Annotated in this window: 23 protein-coding genes; 18 read left to right on the forward strand and 5 right to left on the reverse strand. The window is 60.1% G+C overall.

Annotation, left to right across the window (positions count from 1 at the left end):
* Positions 1-141: 141 nt before the first annotated feature.
* Positions 142-762 carry a TetR/AcrR family transcriptional regulator gene (locus tag KHO07_RS15255; protein ID WP_212624749.1) on the reverse strand — a complete coding sequence of 207 codons (621 nt, stop codon included), beginning with the start codon at positions 760-762 and terminating at the stop codon, positions 142-144.
* Positions 763-974: 212 nt separating this feature from the next.
* Between KHO07_RS15255 and KHO07_RS15260 the strand changes: the two genes are divergently transcribed.
* The 7 genes from KHO07_RS15260 (at position 975) to KHO07_RS15290 (ending at position 8300) form a co-directional block, all read left to right on the forward strand.
* Positions 975-2273, forward strand: a complete 1299-nt coding sequence (locus tag KHO07_RS15260; protein WP_212624750.1) for an OprD family porin — start codon at positions 975-977, stop codon at positions 2271-2273.
* A gap of 292 nt (positions 2274-2565) precedes the next feature.
* Entirely contained in the window at positions 2566-3390 is an 825-nt protein-coding gene (locus KHO07_RS15265; protein ID WP_075944790.1) for an NAD(P)-dependent oxidoreductase, read from the forward strand.
* A 54-nt stretch (positions 3391-3444) separates the two neighbouring features.
* Positions 3445-4353 (forward strand): SMP-30/gluconolactonase/LRE family protein, encoded by a 909-nt coding sequence (locus KHO07_RS15270; protein WP_212624751.1) that lies wholly within the window; start codon positions 3445-3447, stop codon positions 4351-4353.
* Positions 4354-4414: 61 nt separating this feature from the next.
* Complete coding sequence (locus KHO07_RS15275) at positions 4415-5386, forward strand: TRAP transporter substrate-binding protein (RefSeq protein WP_150732721.1); 972 nt, start codon at positions 4415-4417, stop codon at positions 5384-5386.
* A 78-nt stretch (positions 5387-5464) separates the two neighbouring features.
* A complete protein-coding gene (locus KHO07_RS15280) occupies positions 5465-5992 on the forward strand; it encodes a TRAP transporter small permease (RefSeq protein WP_212624752.1) in 528 nt (175 codons plus the stop codon).
* Positions 5993-7273, forward strand: coding sequence for a TRAP transporter large permease (locus KHO07_RS15285; RefSeq protein ID WP_212624753.1), 1281 nt, complete (start codon positions 5993-5995; stop codon positions 7271-7273).
* Positions 7274-7436: 163 nt separating this feature from the next.
* On the forward strand, positions 7437-8300 hold the full coding sequence (locus KHO07_RS15290) for an aldose 1-epimerase (RefSeq protein WP_212624754.1): 864 nt from the start codon (positions 7437-7439) through the stop codon (positions 8298-8300).
* On the opposite strand, the gene KHO07_RS15295 is transcribed toward KHO07_RS15290, so the two are convergent.
* A complete protein-coding gene (locus KHO07_RS15295; protein ID WP_212627640.1) occupies positions 8295-9098 on the reverse strand; it encodes a sulfite exporter TauE/SafE family protein in 804 nt (267 codons plus the stop codon). The two genes, KHO07_RS15290 and KHO07_RS15295, sit on opposite strands and share 6 nt — an antisense overlap.
* A gap of 161 nt (positions 9099-9259) precedes the next feature.
* Here KHO07_RS15295 and KHO07_RS15300 point away from each other — a divergent pair, with 161 nt between their 5' ends.
* Positions 9260-10123: an MBL fold metallo-hydrolase gene (locus KHO07_RS15300; protein WP_212624755.1), complete on the forward strand. Its 864-nt coding sequence runs from the start codon at positions 9260-9262 to the stop codon at positions 10121-10123.
* A gap of 114 nt (positions 10124-10237) precedes the next feature.
* Here the strand turns inward: KHO07_RS15300 and bkdR are convergent, their stop codons facing one another.
* Positions 10238-10726: a Bkd operon transcriptional regulator BkdR gene (bkdR, locus tag KHO07_RS15305; protein ID WP_016985245.1), complete on the reverse strand. Its 489-nt coding sequence runs from the start codon at positions 10724-10726 to the stop codon at positions 10238-10240.
* A 185-nt stretch (positions 10727-10911) separates the two neighbouring features.
* Between bkdR and KHO07_RS15310 the strand changes: the two genes are divergently transcribed.
* The 6 genes from KHO07_RS15310 (at position 10912) to KHO07_RS15335 (ending at position 18219) form a co-directional block, all read left to right on the forward strand.
* Complete coding sequence (locus KHO07_RS15310; RefSeq protein WP_212624756.1) at positions 10912-12147, forward strand: 3-methyl-2-oxobutanoate dehydrogenase (2-methylpropanoyl-transferring) subunit alpha; 1236 nt, start codon at positions 10912-10914, stop codon at positions 12145-12147.
* Position 12148: 1 nt separating this feature from the next.
* Complete coding sequence (locus KHO07_RS15315) at positions 12149-13207, forward strand: alpha-ketoacid dehydrogenase subunit beta (RefSeq protein ID WP_053158507.1); 1059 nt, start codon at positions 12149-12151, stop codon at positions 13205-13207.
* A complete protein-coding gene (locus KHO07_RS15320; protein ID WP_212624757.1) occupies positions 13208-14479 on the forward strand; it encodes a dihydrolipoamide acetyltransferase family protein in 1272 nt (423 codons plus the stop codon).
* 18 nt (positions 14480-14497) lie between these two features.
* Positions 14498-15880, forward strand: coding sequence for a dihydrolipoyl dehydrogenase (gene lpdA / locus KHO07_RS15325; RefSeq protein WP_212624758.1), 1383 nt, complete (start codon positions 14498-14500; stop codon positions 15878-15880).
* Positions 15881-16168: 288 nt separating this feature from the next.
* Positions 16169-17188, forward strand: a complete 1020-nt coding sequence (locus KHO07_RS15330) for a branched-chain amino acid aminotransferase (RefSeq protein WP_150732713.1) — start codon at positions 16169-16171, stop codon at positions 17186-17188.
* 287 nt (positions 17189-17475) lie between these two features.
* Positions 17476-18219, forward strand: a complete 744-nt coding sequence (locus KHO07_RS15335; protein ID WP_212624759.1) for an SDR family oxidoreductase — start codon at positions 17476-17478, stop codon at positions 18217-18219.
* Between the two features lie 14 nt (positions 18220-18233).
* Here KHO07_RS15335 and KHO07_RS15340 read toward each other — a convergent pair whose 3' ends face one another.
* Positions 18234-18989: a winged helix-turn-helix domain-containing protein gene (locus KHO07_RS15340; RefSeq protein WP_212624760.1), complete on the reverse strand. Its 756-nt coding sequence runs from the start codon at positions 18987-18989 to the stop codon at positions 18234-18236.
* Between the two features lie 77 nt (positions 18990-19066).
* On the opposite strand from KHO07_RS15340, the gene KHO07_RS15345 reads away from it, so the two are divergent.
* From KHO07_RS15345 to KHO07_RS15355, 3 genes are all read left to right on the forward strand, one after another.
* Positions 19067-20197 (forward strand): cytochrome P450, encoded by a 1131-nt coding sequence (locus KHO07_RS15345; RefSeq protein ID WP_212624761.1) that lies wholly within the window; start codon positions 19067-19069, stop codon positions 20195-20197.
* A gap of 109 nt (positions 20198-20306) precedes the next feature.
* Complete coding sequence (locus KHO07_RS15350; protein WP_212624762.1) at positions 20307-21368, forward strand: M4 family metallopeptidase; 1062 nt, start codon at positions 20307-20309, stop codon at positions 21366-21368.
* Entirely contained in the window at positions 21365-21688 is a 324-nt protein-coding gene (locus tag KHO07_RS15355) for a protealysin inhibitor emfourin (protein WP_212624763.1), read from the forward strand. The genes KHO07_RS15350 and KHO07_RS15355 overlap by 4 nt, the downstream gene beginning before the upstream one ends.
* A gap of 16 nt (positions 21689-21704) precedes the next feature.
* Here KHO07_RS15355 and KHO07_RS15360 read toward each other — a convergent pair whose 3' ends face one another.
* Entirely contained in the window at positions 21705-22043 is a 339-nt protein-coding gene (locus tag KHO07_RS15360) for an FKBP-type peptidyl-prolyl cis-trans isomerase (protein ID WP_150733163.1), read from the reverse strand.
* A 276-nt stretch (positions 22044-22319) separates the two neighbouring features.
* Here KHO07_RS15360 and KHO07_RS15365 point away from each other — a divergent pair, with 276 nt between their 5' ends.
* Positions 22320-23612: an MFS transporter gene (locus KHO07_RS15365; RefSeq protein ID WP_212624764.1), complete on the forward strand. Its 1293-nt coding sequence runs from the start codon at positions 22320-22322 to the stop codon at positions 23610-23612.
* The last annotated feature ends 6 nt before the right edge of the window (positions 23613-23618 follow it).

Raw genomic sequence — 23618 nt, forward strand, 5'->3', positions numbered from 1 at the left:
GGTTTTCAGCGTCTGAGACGACGCCTTCGCGGGCAAGCCCGCTGCCACAGTGGTATGTGTCGTACGCAAATGTTGTGTACACCAGAAACCCCTGTGGGAGCTGGCTTGCCAGCGATGGCTGCCGAACACACTCCAGAAATTTTATGGTTCCAACCCGATCCCCCGCAAAATCACACTGGTCACTGTCTGTATCGCCCGCTCGAACTGCATGTCCGACAGCGCCTGATGATCATTGAGAATGTTCACCTGGTGATCGAAGTCGGCGTAGTGCTGGGTCGAGGCCCAGATCATGTACAGCAGGCTTGAAGGCTCCACCGGGAGGATGCGCTTATCGTCCACCCACTGGCGGATTTTCGCTTCTTTCATCTTGGCCCAGTCATACAGGCTCACGTCCAGCGCTTCGCCCAAGGTCGGCGCGCCGTGGATGATTTCGTTGGCCCAGACTTTCGAACCGTAGGGTCGGCTGCGAGAGTGGTTCATCTTCGCGCGGATGTAACTGCTGAGCACCACGCGGGGGTCGTCGAACATCTCGAAGCACAGCGCGTCCTGCTTCCAGACTTCCAGCAGGTCGAACAACACCGCGCTATAAAGCTCGGTCTTGGTGCTGAAGTAGTAATGCAGGTTGGAGCGCGGCAGTTGCACTTCGGCGGCGATATCGGCCATGGCGGTGCTGCCGAAACCTTTTTCGGCGAAGACCTTTTCGGCCCCCAGCAGGATTTTTTCGACGTTACTGCGACGAATCTCGATCTTGTGATTGCCCATGAGGGCTCCCTGACAACAGCGTTAAACAAGACTAGCACCCGCTCTAGCTCGGGGCGACAGGGGAAAACCAAACATTTACACCCCTCGTCGCCTTCGCGAGTCATCGTATAACTTCCGATTGACAACACTGAAACGACCCGTAAATAATCGCCGCCAATGTTGTACGACGACGTATGACAAACAATAAAAACAAAAAGCCAGGGAGCGTCACAGTGAGCAAACACGCCCGCAATTCGTCCATCCGCAGTTCACGCCCAACCTTCGCCCGTCGCCACGCCCTCAGCCTGATCGGTTGCAGCGGCCTGGCCCTCGCCCTGCCCATGACCAGCCAGGCCGAAGGCTTTACCGATGACGCCAAAGCCACGCTGAACCTGCGCAACGCCTACTTCAATCGCAACTACACCAACCCTGCCTACCCCCAAGGCAAGGCTGAAGAGTGGACGCAGAGCTTCATCCTCGATGCGAAATCCGGTTTCACCCAAGGCCCGGTCGGTTTCGGTATAGACGTGCTGGGCCTGTATTCGCAAAAACTCGACGGCGGTAAAGGCACCGCTGGTACGCAACTGCTTCCTGTCCACAGTGACGGCCGCCCTGCTGACAACTTCGGGCGCCTGGGTGTCGCGCTCAAAGGCAAGATTTCGAAAACCGAATTGAAAGTCGGCGAGTGGATGCCGGTGCTGCCGATCCTGCGCTCCGACGACGGTCGCTCGCTGCCGCAAACCTTCCAGGGCGGCCAGGTGACGTCCACCGAGATCAGCGGCCTGACCCTTTACGGTGGCCAGTTCCGCCAGAACAGTCCGCGCAACGATGCGAGCATGGAAGACATGTTCATGAACGGTAAATCAGCAGCTTTCAGCTCTGACCGTTTCAACTTCGGCGGCGGTGAATATGCGTTCAACGAGAAGCGCACCCAGGTCGGTGTGTGGTACGCCGAACTCAGCGACATCTACCAACAGCAGTATTTCAACCTGAGCCACAGCCAGCCCATCGGTGACTGGACCCTCGGCGCCAACCTCGGCTACTTCATCGGCAAGGAAGACGGCAGCGCCCTGGCCGGCGATCTCGACAACAAAACCGCGTTCGCCCTGCTCTCGGCCAAATACGGCGGCAACACGTTCTACGTCGGCTTGCAGAAACTCAGCGGCGACGATGTCTGGATGCGCGTCAACGGCACCAGCGGCGGCACCCTGGCCAACGACAGCTACAACTCGAGCTACGACAACGCCAAGGAAAAATCCTGGCAGGTGCGCCACGACTACAACTTCGTCGCCCTGGGCGTTCCGGGCCTGACCCTGATGAACCGCTACATCAGCGGTGACAACGTGCACACCGGCACCATCACCGACGGCAAGGAATGGGGCCGCGAATCGGAACTGGCCTACACCGTGCAGAGCGGGCCGCTGAAGAACCTCAACGTCAAATGGCGCAACGCGAGCATCCGCAAGAACTTCAGCACCAACGAGTTTGACGAGAACCGGTTGTTCATCAGCTATCCGATTTCGTTGCTGTAAGGAAGATTTGTTGCAGGCACAGAAACACTGTGGCGAGAGAGCTTGCTCCCGCTGGGTCGCGTAGCGGCCCCCTGCACACGTCCAAAAAACCGATATGTCTGCATTGACCACTGCTCTGCAGCCGAACGGGAGCAAGCTCTCTCGCCACAGGATCAATGGATGCCGGATGACCCTCCGTCAACTTCCACCAAAGTCGCGTTGACAAGATACGGAAAGCCTAACGATACTCCGACATAGTCGTACGACAACCTACAACGAACCAATAACAACAACCGCTTGTCCAGGGATTCCCATGACGACCACTGCAACCGCCCAAACGCCCTTCAACCGCCTGCTGCTGACCGGCGCCGCCGGTGGCCTGGGCAAAGTCTTGCGCGAAAGCCTGCGCCCGTATGCCAACGTCATTCGCCTGTCGGACATCGCCGACATCGCACCGGCCATCGATGACCGTGAAGAAGTCGTACTGTGTGATCTTGCCGACAAGCAGGCCGTGCATCAACTGGTCGAAGGCGTGGACGCCATCCTGCACTTCGGCGGCGTGTCCACCGAGCACTCGTTCGAACAGATCCTCGGCGCCAACATCTGCGGCGTGTTCCACATCTACGAAGCGGCACGCCGGCATGGCGTCAAGCGCGTGATCTTCGCCAGCTCCAACCACGTCATTGGCTTCTACAAGCAAGACGAAGTCATCGACGCCCACTCCCCTCGTCGTCCCGACAGTTACTACGGCTTGTCCAAGTCCTACGGCGAAGACATGGCCACGTTCTACTTCGATCGCTATGGCATCGAGACCGTCAGCGTGCGCATCGGCTCGTCGTTCCCGGAGCCGCAAAACCGCCGGATGATGAGCACCTGGTTGAGCTTCGGCGACCTGACCCAATTGCTCGAACGCGCGCTGTACACCCCGAATGTCGGCCACACCGTGGTCTACGGCATGTCCGACAACAAGGACATCTGGTGGGACAACCGTTACGCCGCCAACCTGGGTTATGTACCGCAGGACACCTCAGAAGTGTTCCGCGAAAAAGTCGAAGCCCAGCCGATGCCGGCCGCTGATGATCCGGCGCGGGTGTATCAGGGCGGTGCTTTTTGCGCAGCCGGCCCGTTCGGTGACTGAAGCCAGAACGCTTACCACTTGATCCCACAACAAAAACCAAGGGAATGAGTTGCCATGCAAGCCGAATTGATTGTCGATGCCCGTAACACGGTCGGTGAAAGCCCGGTTTGGGTCCCCGAGGAAAATGCCCTGTACTGGGTCGATATTCCTGCAGGGGGCCTGCAACGCTGGAGCGCCAACACCGGGCATGTCGACGCCTGGAAGACGCCGCAAATGCTCGCGTGCATCGCCCGGCACAGCCAGGGTGGCTGGGTTGCCGGCATGGAAAGCGGGTTCTTCCACTTAGATACCCACAACGACGGCAGCCTTGATGTTGAAGTGCTCGCCGAGGTCGAACACAGCCGCCAGGACATGCGCCTCAACGATGGTCGCTGTGACCGTCAGGGGCGTTTCTGGGCCGGCAGCATGGTGCTCAACATGGGCGCCAATGCCGCCGAAGGCACGCTCTATCGCTACAGCGCCGGGCAACGCGGGCCAGTCGAAGCACAACTGAACGGTTTCATCGTGCCCAATGGCCTGGGTTTCAGCCCCGACGGCAAGACCATGTACCTGTCGGACTCGCACCCCAATGTGCAGCTGATCTGGGCCTTCGACTACGACACTGCCAACGGCACGCCATCCAACCGTCGCGTGTTCGTCGACATGAACCACTTCTGCGGGCGTCCCGACGGCGCGGCGGTGGATGCCGACGGCTGCTACTGGATTTGTGCCAACGACGCCGGGTTGATCCATCGTTTTACCCCTGACGGCCGGCTCGATCGCTCACTCGCCGTGCCAGTGAAAAAACCGACCATGTGCGCCTTTGGCGGCAGTCGACTGGACACGCTGTTCGTGACGTCGATCCGCCCGGGTGACGACCATGACGAACAGTCGCTCGCCGGCGGTGTATTCGCCCTCGACGCCGGCGTCAAAGGCTTGCCCGAACCCCAGTTCACCCCTTCGCCCACCGGATTCAAAAGCTGATCGTTTCTGTTGCATCGCTGTGCCTTGAATAAAAAAAACAACAAAACCGGAGACACCCCCAATGGACTTCAAACGTACCTTGCTCGCCGCTGCACTCCCGCTCGCCTTCTCCCTCAGCAGCGCCGCCCATGCGCTGGAAATCAAATTCGCCGACATCCATCCCGCCGGTTACCCGACCGTCGTGGCTGAAGAGCAACTGGGTAAAACCCTGGTAGCCGACAGCGACGGGAAACTGACCTTCAAGATGTTCGCCGGCGGTGTACTCGGCTCGGAAAAAGAAGTAATCGAACAGGCCCAGGTCGGCGCTATCCAGATGGCCCGGGTCAGCCTTGGCATCGTCGGTCCGGTGGTACCGGACGTGAACGTGTTCAACATGCCATTCGTGTTCCGTGACCAGGCGCACATGCGCAAGGTCATCGACGGTGAAGTCGGCGACGAGATCCTCGACAAAATCACCAATTCCGAATTCAATCTGGTCGCCCTGGCTTGGATGGATGGTGGTACCCGCAACATCTACACCAAGAAACCGGTACGCACGCTGGCAGACCTCAAAGGCATGAAAATCCGTGTGCAAGGCAACCCGATGTTCATCGATACCATTAACGCCATGGGCGGTAACGGCATCGCGATGGACACCGGCGAAATCTTCAGTGCCTTGCAGACCGGGGTGATCGACGGTGCGGAAAACAACCCGCCAACCCTGCTGGAACACAACCACTACCAGAACGCCAAGTACTACAGCCTGACCGGCCACCTGATCCTGCCTGAGCCGATCGTGATGTCGAAAATCACCTGGGAAAAACTCACGCCCGATCAGCAAACCCTGGTGAAAAAAGCCGCCAAGGCCGCCCAGGCCCAGGAACGTACCCTGTGGGATGCAAAATCGGCCAGCAGTGAAGAAAAACTCAAGGCTGCCGGTGTGGAGTTCATCACCGTCGACAAAAAACCTTTCTATGAAGCAACCGCCTCGATCCGCGAGAAATACGGCGCGCCTTATGCCGACCTGATCAAACGCATCGAAGCCGTTCAGTAACACTCCCTGCATTCAAGAAAGGCCCGGCGCCACTGACATGGGTATCGGTCAGTGCGCGCCCGGTTACGGTGGAACCCGATGAAGAATCTGCTGCTACGTTTCAATGACAAGCTCTACATGACCTGTATCTGGGTCGCCGGGCTCTCCGTGCTGGCCATTGCGCTGATCATTCCCTGGGGCGTGTTTGCCCGTTATGTGCTCGGCACCGGCTCCAGTTGGCCCGAGCCCACCGCCATTCTGTTGATGATGGTCTTCACTTTCATCGGCGCGGCAGCCAGCTATCGCTCCGGCTCGCACATGGCCGTGGCGATGCTCACCGATCGCATGTCGCCGAATGTGCGAAAGATCATGAGTGTGTTTGCACAATTGCTGATGGCGACCATCAGCCTGTTCATGGCGATCTGGGGCACCAAGCTGTGCCTGTCGACCTGGAACCAGTTCATGAGTGCCCTGCCGACCCTGCGCGTAGGCATTACCTACATGCCGATTCCGGTGGGTGGCGTGCTGACGCTGATTTTTGTTCTGGAAAAACTCTTGTTCGGTGACCAGAGCAATCGTCGGGTTGTGCGTTTCGACATTGTTGAAGAAAACGAAGGGGCTGCCTGAATGGACGCTTTTATTCTGTTGGGCAGCTTTATCGCGTTGATCCTGATCGGCATGCCAGTCGCCTACGCACTGGGGCTTTCTGCGCTGATCGGCGCGTTCTGGATCGACATTCCGTTCCAGGCGCTGATGATTCAAGTGGCCGGGGGCGTGAACAAGTTCTCCCTGCTGGCGATTCCGTTTTTCGTGCTGGCCGGTGCGATCATGGCCGAGGGCGGCATGTCCCGCAGGCTGGTGGCGTTTGCCGGTGTGCTGGTGGGTTTCGTGCGCGGCGGCTTGTCACTGGTCAACATCATGGCCTCGACCTTCTTCGGTGCGATCTCCGGTTCTTCGGTGGCGGATACCGCATCGGTCGGTTCGGTGCTGATTCCTGAAATGGAGCGTCGCGGTTATCCGCGTGAATTCGCCACGGCGGTGACCGTCAGCGGCTCGGTACAAGCCCTGCTCACCCCGCCAAGTCACAACTCGGTGCTCTACTCGCTGGCCGCAGGCGGCACGGTGTCGATTGCCTCGCTGTTCATGGCCGGCGTGGTGCCGGGGTTGCTGATGAGCGCGTGCCTGATGGTGCTGTGCCTGATCTTCGCCAAGAAGCGTGACTACCCCAAAGGTGAAGTCATTCCGATGCGCGAAGCGCTGAAGATCTGCGGCGAAGCGCTGTGGGGCCTGATGGCGATGGTCATCATTCTCGGCGGCATCCTGTCCGGTATTTTCACTGCCACTGAGTCTGCGGCGATTGCGGTGTTGTGGTCGTTCTTCGTGACCATGTTCATCTACCGCGACTACAAGTGGAGCGAACTGCCGAAACTGATGCACCGCACGGTGCGCACGATTTCGATTGTGATGATCCTCATCGGCTTTGCTGCAAGCTTCGGCTACATCATGACGCTGATGCAGATTCCGGCGAAGATCACCACGATGTTCCTGACCCTGTCGGACAACCGTTACGTGATCCTGATGTGCATCAACGTCATGCTGCTGTTGCTCGGCACCGTGATGGACATGGCGCCGCTGATCCTGATCCTGACACCGATTCTGATGCCGGTGATTCTGGGCATTGGTGTGGACCCGGTGCAGTTCGGCATGATCATGCTGGTGAACCTGGGGATCGGTTTGATCACACCACCGGTGGGCGCGGTACTCTTTGTGGGGTCGGCCGTGGGTAAAGTCAGTATCGAAAAGACCGTGAAGGCGCTGCTGCCGTTCTACGGCGTGCTGTTCCTGGTGTTGCTGGCCGTGACCTACATTCCGGCCTTGTCGCTGTGGTTGCCGCATTTGGTGTTGTAAAGAAGACCGGCAAACTCCCTGTGGCGAGGGAGCTTGCTCCCGCTGGGGCGCGTAGCGGCCCCTGTAATCCTTCAGGTACACCGTGCCGTCAGGATTCACGACTGCTGCGCAGTCGAGCGGGAGCAAGCTCCCTCGCCACAAAAGCCCCCATTGAGCCAATCAAATGACATTGCTCGAACTCGAAGACGAATTCACCCGCCTCACCCTCGCCCCCGAACTCGGCGGCAGCATCGTCAATTGGGTGGTGCGCAGCACCGGTCAGCCGTTGTTGCGTCACGCCGACACCCACGCCCTCAACACAGGTTTACCGGGCAAGCTCGGTTGCTTCCCTTTGGCGCCGTGGTCCAACCGGATTGCCCAAGGCGGTTTCGACTGTCCCGATGGCTGGCTGGCCCTGTCGCCCAACAGCGTCACCGATCCGCTGCCGATTCATGGCAGCGCCTGGCAGCAACCCTGGCAAGTGGTGTCGACGACCCCGGATGAAGTGATCCTGCAACTCGACAGCGCCTGCCCCTTTGCCTATTGCGCCCGTCAACGGTTCCATCTGAGCGAAGGCAAGCTGAGCATCGAACTGAGCGTTACGCACCTGGCCGAACAGCCGGCCTGGCATGGCCTGGGGCTGCATCCGTATCTACCGCGTACCGCCAACACCCGATTGCAGGCGCCCGCCCGTCAGGTGTGGTTTTGCGATTCGGCAAAACTGCCGACTCACCTCGACGAAGTCCCCGCGCACTGGGATTTCCAGCAACTCAAGGGATTGCCCGAAACACTGGTCGACAATGGCTTCTGCGAATGGGATGGCCACTGCCTGGTCCAGCAACCCGACCTCGGTTATGAACTGCAGTGCCAGGCCAGCGGCAGTGATTACTACCTGCTCTACTGCCCGGTTGACCTGGGGTTCTTCTGCATTGAACCGGTGAGCCACCCGGTCAACGCGCACCACCTGCCCGGTCGGCCCGGGTTGCGTTTGCTCGAACAGGGGCAAAGCGCTGAACTGGGTTTCAGCCTGCAATATCGCGCGTTATAAGGCGCGCGTAAGCATGTAGAGGGCGACCACCAGACAAATGCTGGCAAACCCCACCTGCAGCGCCCGCGCCGGCACCTGCGCACACAGCTTGCGGCCGATGATCATGCCGACAATGCTCGACACGATGAACGCGATGCCCAAACCATCGATGCTCACCCCGGCATGGAATGCGCCGATCACTCCGATGGCCGAGATCAGGCTGATCACCATCAGCGACGTCGCGACGATCCCGCGCATCTGCACGTCGGTCAGTTGTTTGAAGGCCGGGACGATCAGAAAGCCGCCACCGACACCCAGCAATCCCGAAACCACCCCGGTGACTGCACCGAGGGCCGCCAGGGTCGCGGTGCATTTGGCGGTCCAGGAAAAACGCCCGGTCTGTTGATCGAGCATGCAGTTTTTCTGACCCCAGTTGGCATGGCCATGGTCGCTCGGCCCCTCGTCCTTGCGCTCACGACGCAGCATCCGCGCGGCCACCATGACCATCAGCAGGCTGAACAGGATCATCAGGATTTTTTCCGGCAACTGATGGGCAAAGTAGATGCCCACCGGCGAAAACACCGCGCCGAGCGCCGCAATCAAGAGTGCCGCGCGATAGCGCACCAGACCATGCCGCAAACCGTCGATGGCCCCCACCAGTGCCGCGCTGCCCACCGCAAACAATGCGACGGGCGCCGCCGTGGTCATGCTCCAGCCAAGGCCAAGCACCAGCGCCGGCACGGCAAGAATGCCGCCGCCGGCACCGGTCAAACCCAACACCAAGCCCATGACCACACCAAAAAAACTCGCCAGCCACATAAAACGCTCGTAATCCATGACAAAGGCCGGGAACGCCCGGTATCGATAGAGTGACAGGATAGAGCCCGCCCGGGTTTTCGTTAACAGAAATGACGCAGGGGCTGGTCAGCGCAGGGAGAATGAAACTAACCTCATGGCTTGTTCACCCAGAAACAACTCCCATGCCTGCCCTGATTGAAGCCTTTCACGACGACGCCTCATCCACCTACAGCTACGTGATCTACGAAGCCGATGGCGGGCAATGCGCGATCGTCGACCCGGTGCTCGACTACGACCCCGCCGCCGGACGAACCACCACCGTGCAGGCCGACCGCATCATCGCCTTCGTGCGTGAACATCGCTTGCAAGTGCAGTGGTTGCTGGAAACCCACGCCCACGCCGATCACCTGTCCGCCGCGCCGTATCTGCGCCGGGAGCTGGGCGGTCAGATCGCCATCGGTCAATCGATCTGCAAGGTGCAAAACGTATTCAAGACCCTGTTCAACCTTGAGCCGGGATTCTGCATCGACGGTTCGCAGTTCGATCACCTGTTCGCCCCGGACGAGTCATTTTCCATTGGCAACCTCAAGGCCAAGGCCCTGCATGTGCCCGGCCATACCCCGGCGGACATGGCGTACCTGATCGGCAACGATGTGATTCTGGTGGGCGACACCATGTTCATGCCGGACGTGGGCACCGCGCGCTGCGATTTTCCCGGGGGCAACGCCAACCAGATGTTCGCCTCGATCCAAAAACTGCTGGCATTCCCCGCCAGTGTGCGCCTTTACGTCTGCCACGATTATCCGCCCGAGGGCCGTGAACCGCATTGCATGACCACGGTAGGGGAGCAACGTAAAAGCAACATCCACGTGCGCGACGGTATCGACGAAATCGCTTTCGTTCAGATGCGTACCCAACGCGATGCCGGGCTGGGCATGCCGACGCTGTTGCTACCGGCGATTCAGGTAAACGTGCGAGCGGGCAACCTGCCACCGGCCGAAAACAATGGCGTGACCTACCTGAAAATCCCCCTGAATCAACTCTGACCCTGCTCGGGCTTGCCCGCGAAGGGGCCGGTACAGCCCCCCAAAAAAACAGGAAATGCTGAAAGCGGCCTTCGGCCTATCGCTGGCAAGCCAGCTCCCACAGGTTTGTGGTGCCTAGCTACCGAGGGTCAACCCATTCGCTGGCAACGGCAACGCTGTCTTGTAGCGCACCTGCTTAAGCGCAAAACTCGAGCGGATGTTGGCCACCCCCGGCACTTTGGTCAGAAAGTCCATCATGAAGCGCTCCAGCGACTGAATGGTCGGCACCAGCACCCGGATCAAGTAATCCGGGTCGCCGGCCATCAGGTAGCACTCCATCACCTCGGGGCGGTCGGAAATTGCCTCTTCGAAATGCTGCAAAGCCTCTTCTACCTGCTTCTCCAGGCTGACGTGGATGAACACGTTCACATGCAGCCCCAGCAGATCGGCATCCAGCAACGTGACCTGCTCGCGAATCAGGCCCAGTTCTTCCATCGCCTTGACCCGGTTGAAACACGGCGTCGGCGACAGGTTGACCGAGCGCGCGAGGTCGGCATTGGTGATCCGCGCGTTCTCCTGAAGGCTGTTGAGAATGCCGATATCGGTACGGTCCAGTTTGCGCATGAGACAAAACCACCTGTTTTTTATGTTTATGCAGATTTTTTATCTGCAAATGATCTTGAGCGCAATGAAACAGAGAGAAATATTCTTCTTGGCCGGGCCTATGATTGTTGTAGGACAAGATTTCTTCTACCAAACGAAATCTGTCAGCTCACTACAAGAAATTCACAAGATCGAGCGTAGAAGCCATGACCCAAGCGTACGAACCGCTGCGCCTGCACGTCCCTGAACCCTCGGGCCGTCCCGGCTGTAAAACCGACTTCTCCTACCTGCACCTGACCGATGCGGGCACGGTGCGCAAACCCCCAATCGACGTTGAACCCGCCGACACCGCCGACCTGGCCAAGGGCCTGATTCGCGTGCTCGACGACCAAGGTAACGCCCTGGGCCCGTGGGCCGCGGACGTACCGACGGAGATTCTCCGCAAGGGCATGCGCGCCATGCTCAAGACGCGCATCTACGACAACCGCATGGTGGTCGCCCAGCGTCAGAAGAAAATGTCCTTCTACATGCAGAGCCTCGGCGAAGAAGCCATCGGCAGTGCCCAGGCCCTGGCGTTGAACATTGACGACATGTGCTTCCCCACCTACCGCCAGCAAAGCATCCTGATGGCGCGTGAAGTGCCGCTGGTGGACCTGATCTGCCAACTGCTGTCCAACGAGCGCGATCCGCTCAAGGGACGTCAGTTGCCGATCATGTACTCGGTAAAAGAATCCGGTTTCTTCACCATTTCCGGCAACCTCGCGACTCAGTTTGTGCAGGCCGTGGGCTGGGGCATGGCCTCGGCGATCAAGGGCGACACCAAAATCGCTTCGGCATGGATCGGCGACGGCGCCACCGCTGAATCGGACTTCCACACCGCCCTGACCTTCGCCCACGTGTACCGCGCGCCGGTGATTCTCAACGTGGTGAACAACCAGTGGGCGATCTCCACCTTCCAGGCCATCGCCGGTGGTGAAGCCACCACCTTTGCCGGTCGTGGCGTCGGTTGCGGCATCGCCTCGCTGCGGGTCGATGGCAACGATTTCTACGCGGTGTACGCCGCCTCCGCCTGGGCCGCCGAACGCGCCCGGCGCAATCTCGGCCCGACCATGATCGAGTGGGTCACCTACCGCGCCGGCCCGCACTCGACCTCCGATGATCCATCCAAATACCGACCTGCCGATGACTGGAGCCACTTCCCGCTCGGTGATCCGATTGCGCGTCTCAAGCAGCACCTGATCAAGATCGGCCAGTGGTCCGAAGAGGAACACGCCGCCGTCAGCGCCGAACTGGAAGCCCAAGTGATCGCCGCTCAGAAAGAAGCCGAACAGTACGGCACCCTCGCCGGCGGCCAGATTCCAAGCGCTGCGACCATGTTCGAAGACGTCTACAAAGAGATGCCGGAGCACTTGAAGCGCCAGCGTCAAGAGTTGGGGATCTGACATGAACGATCACAACAACAATATCGAGCTGGAAACCGCCATGACCACGACCACCATGACCATGATCCAGGCCCTGCGCTCGGCCATGGATGTGATGCTTGAACGTGACGACAACGTCGTGGTCTTCGGCCAGGACGTTGGCTACTTCGGCGGCGTGTTCCGCTGCACCGAAGGCCTGCAGAACAAATACGGCACCTCGCGGGTGTTCGACGCGCCGATCTCGGAAAGCGGCATCGTCGGCGTCGCCGTCGGCATGGGTGCCTATGGCTTGCGCCCGGTGGCCGAGATCCAGTTCGCCGACTACGTGTACCCGGCCTCCGACCAGATCATTTCCGAGGCCGCCCGCCTGCGTTATCGCTCGGCCGGCGAATTCACCGCACCCATGACCCTGCGCATGCCTTGCGGCGGCGGCATCTATGGCGGTCAGACCCACAGCCAGAGCATCGAGGCGATGTTCACCCAGGTGTGCGGTTTGCGCACGGTCATGCCGTCCAACCCGTACGACGCCAAGGGCCTGTTGATCGCCTCCATCGAAAACGATGACCCGGTGATCTTCCTCGAGCCTAAACGCCTGTACAACGGCCCGTTCGACGGTCACCACGACCGCCCGGTGACCCCGTGGTCGAAGCACCCGGCCGCGCAAGTGCCGGACGGTTACTACACCGTGCCGCTGGACGTCGCCGCCATCACCCGTCCAGGCAAGGACGTGACCATTCTGACCTACGGCACCACCGTGTATGTGTCGCAAGTCGCCGCTGAAGAAACCGGCATCGACGCCGAAGTCATCGACCTGCGCAGCCTGTGGCCGCTGGACCTGGAAACCATCGTCAAGTCGGTGAAGAAAACCGGCCGCTGCGTGGTGGTCCATGAAGCGACACGCACTTGCGGTTTCGGCGCCGAACTGGTGTCGCTGGTGCAAGAGCATTGCTTCCACCACCTGGAAGCGCCAATCGAACGCGTCACCGGTTGGGACACCCCCTACCCGCACGCGCAAGAGTGGGCGTATTTCCCTGGCCCGTCCCGAGTGGGCGCGGCTTTGAAACGGGTCATGGAGGTCTGAATGGGCACGCACGTTATTAAGATGCCGGACATTGGTGAAGGCATTGCAGAAGTTGAATTGTCAGTCTGGCACGTCAAGGTCGGCGACATGGTCGTCGAAGACCAGGTGCTGGCCGATGTCATGACCGACAAGGCGATGGTGGATATTCCATCGCCGGTGCATGGCAAGGTCATCGCCCTCGGCGGTCAGCCAGGCGAAGTCATGGCGGTTGGCAGTGTGCTGATCAGCATTGAAGTCGAAGGCGCGGGCAACGTGAAGGAGTCAGCACAACCGACTCCGGTTAAAGAAGCGCCGGTTGCCGCGCCGAAAGTCGAAGCCGTGGTGCAAAGCAAACCGGTCGCTGCCGCTGCGCCAAAAGCCGCCGTGTGCCCGGGCCCGATGGTCGCGCGCAACGCCGATGAGCGTCCGCTGGCCTCCCCGGCCGTGCGCAAGCATGCGCTGGATCTGGGCATCCAGTTGCGCCTGGTACGTGGCAGCGGCCCGGCCGGTCGCGTGCTGCATGAAGACCTCGACGCCTACCTGGCCCAGGGTCAGTCGAATGCCTCGACGGTCAGCAGCGCTTACACCCAGCGTACCGATGAAGAACAAATCCCGGTGATCGGCATGCGCCGCAAGATCGCCCAGCGCATGCAGGACGCCACCCAGCGAGCCGCCCACTTCAGCTACGTCGAAGAAATCGACGTCACCGCCGTGGAAGAGCTGCGCGCGCACCTCAACGAAAAACACGGTGCCACTCGCGGCAAGCTGACCTTGCTGCCGTTCCTGGTCCGCGCCCTGGTCGTCGCCCTGCGCGACTTCCCGCAAATCAACGCCCGTTACGACGACGAAGCCCAGGTCATTACCCGCCTCGGCGCGGTGCATGTGGGCGTCGCCACCCAGGCCGACATCGGTTTGATGGTGCCTGTGGTGCGTCACGCCGAAGCCCGCAGCCTGTGGGACAGTGCTCAGGAAATCTCCCGTTTGGCCACTGCTGCCCGTAACGGCAAGGCCAGCCGCGATGAACTGTCCGGCTCGACCATCACCCTGACCAGCCTTGGCGCGTTGGGCGGCATTGTCAGCACCCCGGTGCTGAACCTGCCCGAAGTGGCGATTGTCGGCGTGAACAAGATCGTTGAACGGCCGATGGTGATCAAAGGCCAGATCGTGATCCGCAAGATGATGAACCTCTCCAGTTCCTTCGATCACCGCGTGGTCGACGGCATGGACGCGGCGCTCTTCATCCAGGCCATCCGTGGCCTGCTCGAACAACCCGCCACCTTGTTTGTGGACTGATTTTTGTTGGAGAGCAGCATGCAAACTCTGAACACCACATTGCTGATCATCGGCGGCGGCCCCGGCGGTTATGTGACGGCAATTCGTGCCGGCCAACTGGGCATCCCGACCATTCTGGTGGAAGGCCAATCCCTGGGAGGCACTTGCCTGAACATCGGCTGCATTCCATCCAAGGCACTGATTCACGTCGCTGAGCAGTTTCACCAGACGCAGCACCACAGCCAGCATTCGGCGCTGGGCATCAGCGTCTCGGCACCGACGCTGGACATCAGCAAGAGCGTCGAGTGGAAGGATGGCATCGTCGATCGCCTGACCACCGGCGTCGCGGCGCTGCTGAAAAAGAACAAGGTCCAGGTCGTTCCAGGCTGGGCGAAGGTGGTAGACGGCAAGACTGTCGATGTCGGTGACACGCGCATTCAATGTGAACACCTGGTGCTGGCCACCGGTTCGAAAAGCGTGAACCTGCCGATGCTGCCCATTGGCGGGCCGATCATTTCTTCCACCGAAGCCCTGGCGCCGACATCGGTGCCCAAGCGCTTGATTGTGGTGGGCGGCGGTTACATCGGTCTGGAGCTGGGCATTGCCTATCGCAAGCTCGGCGCCGAGGTCAGCGTGGTTGAGGCTCAGGATCGGATCCTGCCGGCCTACGATGCAGAACTGACCCAACCGGTGCACGACGAACTGAAAAAACTCGGCGTGAAGCTTTACTTGAAACACAGCGTGCAAGCCTTTGATTCTACGAATAAAACCTTGCAGGTCCTGGCGACTGGTGGCGACACTCTGAATCTGGAAACCGATCAGGTCCTGGTGGCCGTGGGCCGTAAACCCAACACTCAGGGATGGAACCTCGAAGCGCTGAATCTGGACATGAACGGCTCGTCGATCAAGATCGACAACCGCTGCCAGACCAGCATGCGCAACGTGTATGCCATCGGCGATTTGAGTGGCGAACCGATGCTCGCGCACCGGGCCATGGCCCAGGGCGAGATGGTTGCCGAGCTGATCAGCGGCAAGTCCCGCGAGTTCAACCCCACCGCCATCGCCGCCGTGTGCTTCACCGACCCGGAATTGGTGGTGGTCGGCAAGACCCCGGACGAGGCCAAGGCTGATGGCCTTGACTGCATCGTTTCCAGCTTTCCGTTCGCCGCCAATGGCCGGGCGATGACGCTGGAGTCGAAAAGCGGCTTCGTACGCGTGGTTGCCCGTCGGGACAATCATGTGATTGTCGGTTGGCAGGCGGTGGGCGTGGGTGTGTCGGAGTTGTCCACGGCGTTCGCGCAAAGCCTGGAAATGGGCACGCGACTGGAAGACATCGGCGGCACCATTCATGCGCACCCGACGCTCGGCGAGGCTGTGCAGGAAGCGGCATTGCGGGCATTGGGCCACGCCCTACACCTGTAACCGCGATCAATTGTGGCGAGGGAGCTTGCTCCCGCTGGGCTGCGAAGCGGCCCCAAACACTGCCGCCACCGTGCATTTGCTGCACCGCGGTGTCTGGTTTTACCAGTGCTGCGCACTGGAGCGGGAGCAAGCTCCCTCGCCACAGGATTTCGAACAATGAAGAATCGGCGGTAAATAGCCGATAGTCCGGGCTGCGAAACCGGCCCGGAATGAAGTATTGTTGTCCCCATCCAAAAAACGTCAGAAGCCTTGAACCGTTTCGACGGTTGTTCAGTGATAGAGGGTGTCATGGGTAACGAAAGCATCAATTGGGACAAGCTGGGTTTTGACTACATCAAGACCGACAAGCGCTATCTGTCGTATTTTCGCAATGGCGAGTGGGACAAAGGCACCCTGACCGAAGATAACGTGCTGCACATCAGCGAAGGCTCGACGGCCCTTCATTATGGTCAGCAATGCTTCGAAGGCATGAAGGCCTACCGTTGCAAGGACGGCTCGATCAACCTGTTCCGCCCGGACCAGAACGCCCTGCGCATGCAACGCAGCTGTGCGCGCCTGCTGATGCCGCTGGTAGACACCGAGCAATTCATCGAAGCCTGTAAAGAAGTGGTTCGCGCCAACGAGCGTTTCATCCCGCCTTACGGCACTGGTGGCGCGCTGTACCTGCGTCCGTTCGTGATCGGCGTGGGTGACAACATCGGCGTGCGTACTGCACCCGAGTTCATCTTCTCGATCTTCTGCATTCCGGTCGGCGCTTATTTCAAGGGCGGCCTGACCCCGCACAACTTCCAGATCTCCAGCTATGACCGCGCGGCGCCGCAAGGCACCGGCGCTGCCAAGGTCGGTGGCAACTACGCCGCCAGCCTGATGCCGGGTTCCAAGGCCAAGAAAGCCAACTTCGCTGACGCCATCTACCTCGATCCAATGACCCACACCAAGATCGAGGAAGTCGGTTCGGCCAACTTCTTCGGGATCACCCACGACAACAAGTTCGTGACCCCGAACTCGCCGTCGGTACTGCCGGGCATCACCCGTCTGTCGCTGATCGAACTGGCCAAGACCCGTCTGGGCCTGGAAGTGGTTGAAGGCGATGTGCTGATCGACAAGCTCTCGGACTTCAAAGAGGCCGGCGCTTGCGGCACCGCTGCAGTGATTACGCCAATCGGCGGCATCAGCTACAACGACCACCTGCACGTGTTCCACAGCGAAACCGAAGTCGGCCCGATCACCCAGAAGCTCTACAAAGAGCTGACCGGTGTGCAAACCGGCGACATCGAAGCGCCTGCGGGCTGGATCGTCAAGGTTTGACCTGACCCCCTCCGCCACAACAAATCGCCGCCTCCGGTATTCGAAGGCGGCGATTTTTTTTGCCTGCGTTCACACACAAAACCTGTAGGAGCATGCTCGCGCCTACAAGGTTTTCAAGCGACCCCATCTGGTTATATCGACTATCTTGCAGTCAAAACGACACCACCCCAGACAGGTCAAAATAACTACAACCCACCGCAACCCCACGTGTTTCAAGGCTCTTGAAATTGGCCTGATTTTTGGTACGTGATCCGTGAACGTTCACTGACCAAAAAAGGAACCCGTTTATGAACAATGCTTTTCAAGACCGTCTGGCCGTCGTCACCGGCGCCAGTTCCGGAATCGGCCTGGCTGTTACCGAGCGGCTGCTGGGCCAAGGCGCCCGTGTGCTGGCAATGTCGCGCCAGATCGGTGGCCTCGCGCAATGGGTGGAACGCTTCCCGACACAGCTGTCGTGGGTAGCCGGGGATGTCACACAACCCACTGATCTGGCGCGGCTCGCACAGCAGGCAGCAGCCTTGGGCCCGGTGAGTTACCTGGTGCCGAACGCAGGGATTGCGGAACTGGCCGGTGGCCTTGATCTGACGGCGTTCGACCGGCAATGGGCGGTCAACGGAGCGGGTGCGCTGAACACCCTGGCCTGCCTGCGCGAGCACTTGGCAGCGTCGACTTCGGTGGTGTTCATCGGCACCTTCCTGGCGCAAGTGACTTTCCCTGGCCTCGCCGCCTATATCGCCTCCAAAGCCGCGCTGATCCACCATGCCCGCACCCTGGCAGTCGAGTTGGCGCCCCATGGCATCCGCATCAACACCGTGTCCCCCGGACCGACCGCGACGCCGATCTGGTCAACGCTGGGCTTGAAGGCAGAAGAGCTGAACACTGTCGCCAACGCGGTCAATCAGCGGCTGTCAGGTGGTCAGTTCCTGGAGGCTGGCGCCGTTGCCGACGTCATTCTGTTCCAGCTCGGCAACGGCGCCCGCAACGTCATCGGCCAGGACTGGGTCGTCGATAGCGGCTATACGATTCGTTAATATTTCTATAAATATCAATAGGTAGAGAGATTAACTTGAGGGTCGTTCGAAATTGCTTTCGAATCCTCATCTGGCATCAAGGCCTTCAACCCGAACCGCGCGCTGATCTCCTTGCGACCCAAGGCGGTCAGCGCCAATGCCCGACTGTCGAGATCCTGCGTCAGCCATTTGCGCTTGATCGTCACTTGCAACAGCGCGGCGCCCAGTGCCCCGCCCAAATGCGCCCGGCGCATGCTCCAGTCCAGGCACGAGCAGGCAAATCGACGGCGTACCAAGGCAAGATTTTTGACCTCAATGCCCAGACTTTCAAACAACGCCTCGCCGCTGTCGCTCAGTTGGTAAACCTGCTCATTAATCTCCAGCAACCATCCCGCTTCGATCATCCGGTCATGCAGTTGCACGGCCAGCGTGCCGGCCATGTGGTCGTAGCAAGTGCGGGCGAATTGCAAGCGATCCGGCGTGCGCGACTGGAAGCTCGGCGCCGTGTTCTGGCCAATCACCATCAACGCCTCCAGTGCCTGGGCTACTCGCCTGTCCGCCAGGCTGTAATAGCGATGACGACCCTGCACATGCAGGCGAATGAGCGCCAATTCCTTGAGTTTGGCCAAGTGCGCACTGGCAGTTGATGCACTGACTTCGGCCACCGCCGCCAATTCAGTACTGGTGCGGGCGTGGCCATCCATCAGCGAACAGAGGATTTTCGTTCGCGCCGGCTCCGCGATGGCAGCGGCCACCTGGGACACCCCGATGTCATGTTGCTCTACGTTCATATTTCGCTCCCGGACGAATCATCGCCTGTTCGAACTGCAGATAGTAGCAACACTTCCGACAACAACAGGCTGCGACCATGGACCCGATCACCGCTGCGACTCACGCCGATCCTTATTCTTACTACGCACAATTGCGGGCCGAGGGTGGGCTGGTTTTTCATCAGGGGCTGAACGTGTGGGTCGCCAGCAGCGCCTCCGCGGTGGCCGCAGTGCTGGCGCATCCTGAGTGCCATGTTCGACCGGACGCCGAACCGGTGCCCAAGGCGACTGCCAACGGGATGGCCGGCAAGGTGTTTGGCCAATTGATGCGCATGAATGAAGGCGAACGGCAGCGCTGCCCACGTTCAGCCATCCAGCCGGGGCTGCAGTGGATCGACCCGCCGCAGGTCGAGGCGTTGGTGGCAGCGCGCTTGATCACGCCGGGCGCCCAAGGGATACAGGCCGCCATGTTCCGTGGCCCGGTCTGCGTGATCGCGGCGTTGCTGGGTTTTACACCGGCTCAGGGCCGCATCATCGCCGAGCTCACTGCAGACTTTGTCGCCTGCCTGTCACCGCTCAGCACTTCGGCTCAACTGACCATGGCCCATGCCGCCGCCGAGCAGCTGAGCGGTTACTTTGTTGAGTTACTGGATGAACAGGCCGATCAGAGCCCCCTGCTCAGCGGCATCCGCCAGCGCTTCACCTCGACCTCTGCATCAAATGAAACGCTGATTGCCAACCTGATCGGCCTGCTGTCCCAGACATACGACGCCACCGCCGGATTGATCGGCAATGCAGTGCTCGCCCTGATTGCAAACCCGTCGCTACGGCATGATGCGCTACCTATCGACGATTTGATCGCTGAAGTCCAACGCTTCGACCCGTCAGTACAAAACACCCGACGCTTCGTCGCAGCGCCTTGCGAAATCCAGGGCGTGCACCTCAATCGCGGCGATGTGATCCTGGTGCTGCTGGCCTCGGCCAATCGCGACCCGCAGCTCAATGACAACCCCGACGCCTTCCTGCTGCATCGCCCGGACCGACGCAGCTTTACGTTCGGGGCTGGTCGCCATCAATGTCCGGGGCAAATGCTGGCCATGGACATTGCCGGGGCCACGTTGAGGCAGATATTGGCAGTGAATCCTGTACTGGATCGACTGGACTGGGTTTACCGCCCATCCCTGAACGGCCGGGTTCCCGCGTTCAAGGACTTGCCGGTGGCCCGATAATCACGGCTGATTGCCAAGCACTTCACACTCGCCAGCAACCGGCACGGAACCGAACGCGCGCAGGCCTGATCACATCGGTATCGACATCTATCAAGCCATGGATGCACTGATGACCTACTCACAAGCACTGCGCAGTTTCATCCCGCCTTACATTCTCAACCGCATCATTGCCCACGGTTCAGAGCCGCAGCGCACGGCGGCGATGACCACCCTGCATCACGTACAGAGCCTGTTGCCCAATCCCGTTCCACCTTCGCGCCCACCGGAGCAGGCGATTCTGCCGCCGCCCGGAAAACCGGGAGTGGCCCAGCGCAGCGTGCACGATGCGCAGAACAAGATGCTCCTGCCGGGAATGCCGGTGCGCCTGGAAGGTCAGCCGGCCACGGGTGATGCGGCAGTCGATGAAGCCTACGATGCGCTGGGCGCCACCTATGATTTTTTCTGGAAAGTGCTGGGCCGCGATTCGATCGATAACAAAGGCTTGCCGCTGGTCGGCAGTGTGCATTACGGCCAGGGCTACGAAAACGCTTTCTGGAATGGCGCGCAAATGGTCTTCGGCGACGGCGATGGGGAGATATTCCAGCGCTTCACCCGCTCGCTGGATGTGGTCGCCCATGAATTGGCCCATGGCGTGACCGAAAGCGCGGCCGGGTTGATCTACGCCAACCAGTCCGGGGCGTTGAACGAGTCACTGTCTGATGTGTTCGGCATCCTCACCAAGCAATTCGTCCTCGGCCACACTGTCGAACAGGCGGACTGGCTGATCGGGGCGGACTTGCTCACCGCCAGGATCAACGGCAGGGGCCTGCGCTCGATGTCCCATCCCGGCACGGCCTATGACGACCCGCTGCTGGGCAAGGACCCGCAACCGGATCACATGCGCAAATTCGTCATCACCCAAGAGGACAATGGCGGCGTGCACATCAATTCCGGCATTCCCAATCGCGCGTTTTATCTGGCGGCACGAGCACTTGGCGGGTTCGCCTGGAAGAAAGCCGGAGTAATCTGGTACGACGCCCTGTGTGACAAACGCCTGAGTCCGGACGCCAGTTTCGATGCCTTCGCCCGGTTGACCATCGAACATGCCGGCAAGCGCTTCGGCACGCGAGAAATCGACGCCGTGCGCCAGGGCTGGGCTCAAACGGGTGTTGAAATCACGGAGAACGTATGAAAACCCTGCCTGCATTAGGCGATGACGCCCGGGTTCGACTGTCCCGCCAAGGCGGCTTTGCGCCGATTCACGCCTTGAGCCGACCGCGAGAGATCGAGTTTGCGCAATGCGATATCAACCAGCGCTCCCGCATCTGCTCGGTGCTGGAGGGCTGCCTGCCCCTGGACAGCGTGGTTTCCGGCCGTAGCGACCAGCGCTTCTATCAGATTGAAGTGAGCTATCGCTCGGGTGAGCAGGAAGACCAGATGGTGCTCAAGGTACCGGAGGACCGGGCGCCGGGAGAGTTGGTGCATCTGTGGGATACGGGGGAGCTGATGTAAATCTCCCCCGCCGCGGTCAATCATCCCGCGTCAGCACTTCCAGTAACTCGATCTCGAAAATCAGGTTCGAGTTGGGCGTGATCTTGCCCATCGTGCGTTCGCCATAAGCCAGGTGCGCCGGTACCAGCAACTTGCGCTTGCCGCCGACCTGCATGCCCATCAAGCCCTGGTCCCAACCCTTGATAACCCGCCCTGTGCCAATCACGCACTGGAACGCTTTGCCTCGGCTGTAGGAAGAATCGAATTCAGTACCATCTTCCAGCCAGCCACGGTATTGGGTGGTAATCAATGCGCCTTTCACGGCGGCTTTACCCTCACCCAACTGAAGATCGATTACTTGAAGCTCGTCATTCATTAAGTTCACTCGCATGCTCATTTGCCCAACGGCCTGATGGGCGCCGTTTTCCCAGATTTGCCCGCGGATGGCAACCATTGCCGCCTCCGGACTCGGCGACATAACGGCACTAACCTTGGTGTAGCAGGCTCACTCCCACATTGATCCGCTTCACGCATCAATGCATTCCAACAATGCAATTAACATATCGATCGCCCTGCTCCACCATTCGCCTCAATAAGAACCGTGCGCCGCGTCCAGGTAGCGCACGTCATAAAAGCGGTGGAGTATTTATCGATGTCAGCCACAATCCCGCGCGGACGCTCTCGCGCCAGCGCCATTTTCCGGGTCACCTCGGGTAACTTTCTCGAACAGTTCGACTTCTTCCTTTTCGGCTTCTACGCCACACAGATCGCGGCCGTGTTTTTCCCGGCCAGCAGCGAGTTCGCCTCGCTGATGATGACCTTTGCGGTGTTTGGCGCAGGGTTCCTGATGCGACCGCTGGGTGCGGTGGTGCTGGGTGCGTACATCGACGATGTGGGCCGGCGCAAAGGGCTGATCGTCACCCTGTCGATCATGGCCAGCGGCACAATCCTGATTGTGCTGGTCCCCGGATACGAAACCATCGGCCTGTTCGCCCCCGCGCTCGTGCTGATTGGCCGGTTACTGCAAGGGTTCTCCGCCGGTGCGGAAATGGGTGGCGTCTCGGTGTATCTCTCGGAGATCGCCACGCCCGGCAACAAAGGCTTTTTCACCAGTTGGCAATCGGCCAGTCAGCAAGTGGCGATCATCGTTGCTGCGGCGTTGGGCTATGGCCTGAACCAATGGCTGGCGCCGTCGGAAATTGCCGACTGGGGCTGGCGGATTCCGTTTTTCGTCGGCTGCATGATCGTGCCGTTCATTTTCTTCCTGCGCCGTAACCTGGAAGAAACCGAAGAGTTCGCCGCCCGCAAACACCGCCCGAGCATGGGCGATGTGTTTCGCACGCTCGCGCAGAACTGGGTGATTGTGTTTGCCGGAATGATGATGGTCGCCCTGACCACCACGGCGTTTTACCTGATCACGGTGTACGCGCCGACGTTTGGCAAAACCGTGCTGCACCTCAGTACGTCCGATGCCTTGCTGGTGACTTTACTGGTGGGCGTCTCGAACTTCTTCTGGCTGCCGATTGGCGGTGCGTTGTCCGACCGCATCGGCCGGCGTCCGCTGTTGATTGCCATGGCCTTGCTGGCGCTGGCCACCACCTATCCGGCGCTGTCGTATCTGGTGCAGGCGCCTGGCTTCATCAACATGCTGTTGGTGCTGCTGTGGCTGTCGTTCATTTACGGCCTGTACAACGGCGCAATGATCCCGGCGCTGACGGAGATCATGCCGGTCGAAGTGCGGGTTGCGGGTTTCTCTCTGGCTTACAGCCTGGCGACCGCCGTGTTTGGCGGCTTCACCCCGGCGATGTCGACCTTCCTGATCCAGTACACCGGCGACAAGGCGGCGCCCGGCTACTGGATGAGTTTCGCCGCGCTCTGTGCGCTCTGCGCGACGCTGTATCTCTATCGCCGTGCCAGCGGACGCCTGCAACCCGCCATTTCGTAAACCTGC

It is taken from the genome of Pseudomonas sp. PP3 (genome assembly GCF_905336995.1).
In the GTDB taxonomy this organism is placed as follows: domain Bacteria; phylum Pseudomonadota; class Gammaproteobacteria; order Pseudomonadales; family Pseudomonadaceae; genus Aquipseudomonas; species Aquipseudomonas reinekei.

Excerpts from the sequence above, each read along its gene's own strand:
- KHO07_RS15285 (WP_212624753.1), top strand. The coding sequence starts at position 5,993 with ATGGACGCTTTTATTCTGTTGGGCAGCTTTATCGCGTTGATCCTGATC.
- KHO07_RS15270 (WP_212624751.1), top strand. The coding sequence starts at position 3,445 with ATGCAAGCCGAATTGATTGTCGATGCCCGTAACACGGTCGGTGAAAGC.
- KHO07_RS15290 (WP_212624754.1), top strand. The coding sequence starts at position 7,437 with ATGACATTGCTCGAACTCGAAGACGAATTCACCCGCCTCACCCTCGCC.
- KHO07_RS15360 (WP_150733163.1), bottom strand. The coding sequence starts at position 22,043 with ATGAATGACGAGCTTCAAGTAATCGATCTTCAGTTGGGTGAGGGTAAA.
- KHO07_RS15345 (WP_212624761.1), top strand. The coding sequence starts at position 19,067 with ATGGACCCGATCACCGCTGCGACTCACGCCGATCCTTATTCTTACTAC.
- lpdA (WP_212624758.1), top strand. The coding sequence starts at position 14,498 with ATGCAAACTCTGAACACCACATTGCTGATCATCGGCGGCGGCCCCGGC.
- KHO07_RS15280 (WP_212624752.1), top strand. The coding sequence starts at position 5,465 with ATGAAGAATCTGCTGCTACGTTTCAATGACAAGCTCTACATGACCTGT.
- KHO07_RS15275 (WP_150732721.1), top strand. The coding sequence starts at position 4,415 with ATGGACTTCAAACGTACCTTGCTCGCCGCTGCACTCCCGCTCGCCTTC.
- bkdR (WP_016985245.1), bottom strand. The coding sequence starts at position 10,726 with ATGCGCAAACTGGACCGTACCGATATCGGCATTCTCAACAGCCTTCAG.
- KHO07_RS15340 (WP_212624760.1), bottom strand. The coding sequence starts at position 18,989 with ATGAACGTAGAGCAACATGACATCGGGGTGTCCCAGGTGGCCGCTGCC.
- KHO07_RS15265 (WP_075944790.1), top strand. The coding sequence starts at position 2,566 with ATGACGACCACTGCAACCGCCCAAACGCCCTTCAACCGCCTGCTGCTG.
- KHO07_RS15350 (WP_212624762.1), top strand. The coding sequence starts at position 20,307 with ATGACCTACTCACAAGCACTGCGCAGTTTCATCCCGCCTTACATTCTC.
- KHO07_RS15255 (WP_212624749.1), bottom strand. The coding sequence starts at position 762 with ATGGGCAATCACAAGATCGAGATTCGTCGCAGTAACGTCGAAAAAATC.
- KHO07_RS15295 (WP_212627640.1), bottom strand. The coding sequence starts at position 9,098 with ATGTGGCTGGCGAGTTTTTTTGGTGTGGTCATGGGCTTGGTGTTGGGT.
- KHO07_RS15310 (WP_212624756.1), top strand. The coding sequence starts at position 10,912 with ATGACCCAAGCGTACGAACCGCTGCGCCTGCACGTCCCTGAACCCTCG.
- KHO07_RS15335 (WP_212624759.1), top strand. The coding sequence starts at position 17,476 with ATGAACAATGCTTTTCAAGACCGTCTGGCCGTCGTCACCGGCGCCAGT.
- KHO07_RS15300 (WP_212624755.1), top strand. The coding sequence starts at position 9,260 with ATGCCTGCCCTGATTGAAGCCTTTCACGACGACGCCTCATCCACCTAC.
- KHO07_RS15315 (WP_053158507.1), top strand. The coding sequence starts at position 12,149 with ATGAACGATCACAACAACAATATCGAGCTGGAAACCGCCATGACCACG.
- KHO07_RS15365 (WP_212624764.1), top strand. The coding sequence starts at position 22,320 with ATGTCAGCCACAATCCCGCGCGGACGCTCTCGCGCCAGCGCCATTTTC.
- KHO07_RS15330 (WP_150732713.1), top strand. The coding sequence starts at position 16,169 with ATGGGTAACGAAAGCATCAATTGGGACAAGCTGGGTTTTGACTACATC.
- KHO07_RS15355 (WP_212624763.1), top strand. The coding sequence starts at position 21,365 with ATGAAAACCCTGCCTGCATTAGGCGATGACGCCCGGGTTCGACTGTCC.
- KHO07_RS15320 (WP_212624757.1), top strand. The coding sequence starts at position 13,208 with ATGGGCACGCACGTTATTAAGATGCCGGACATTGGTGAAGGCATTGCA.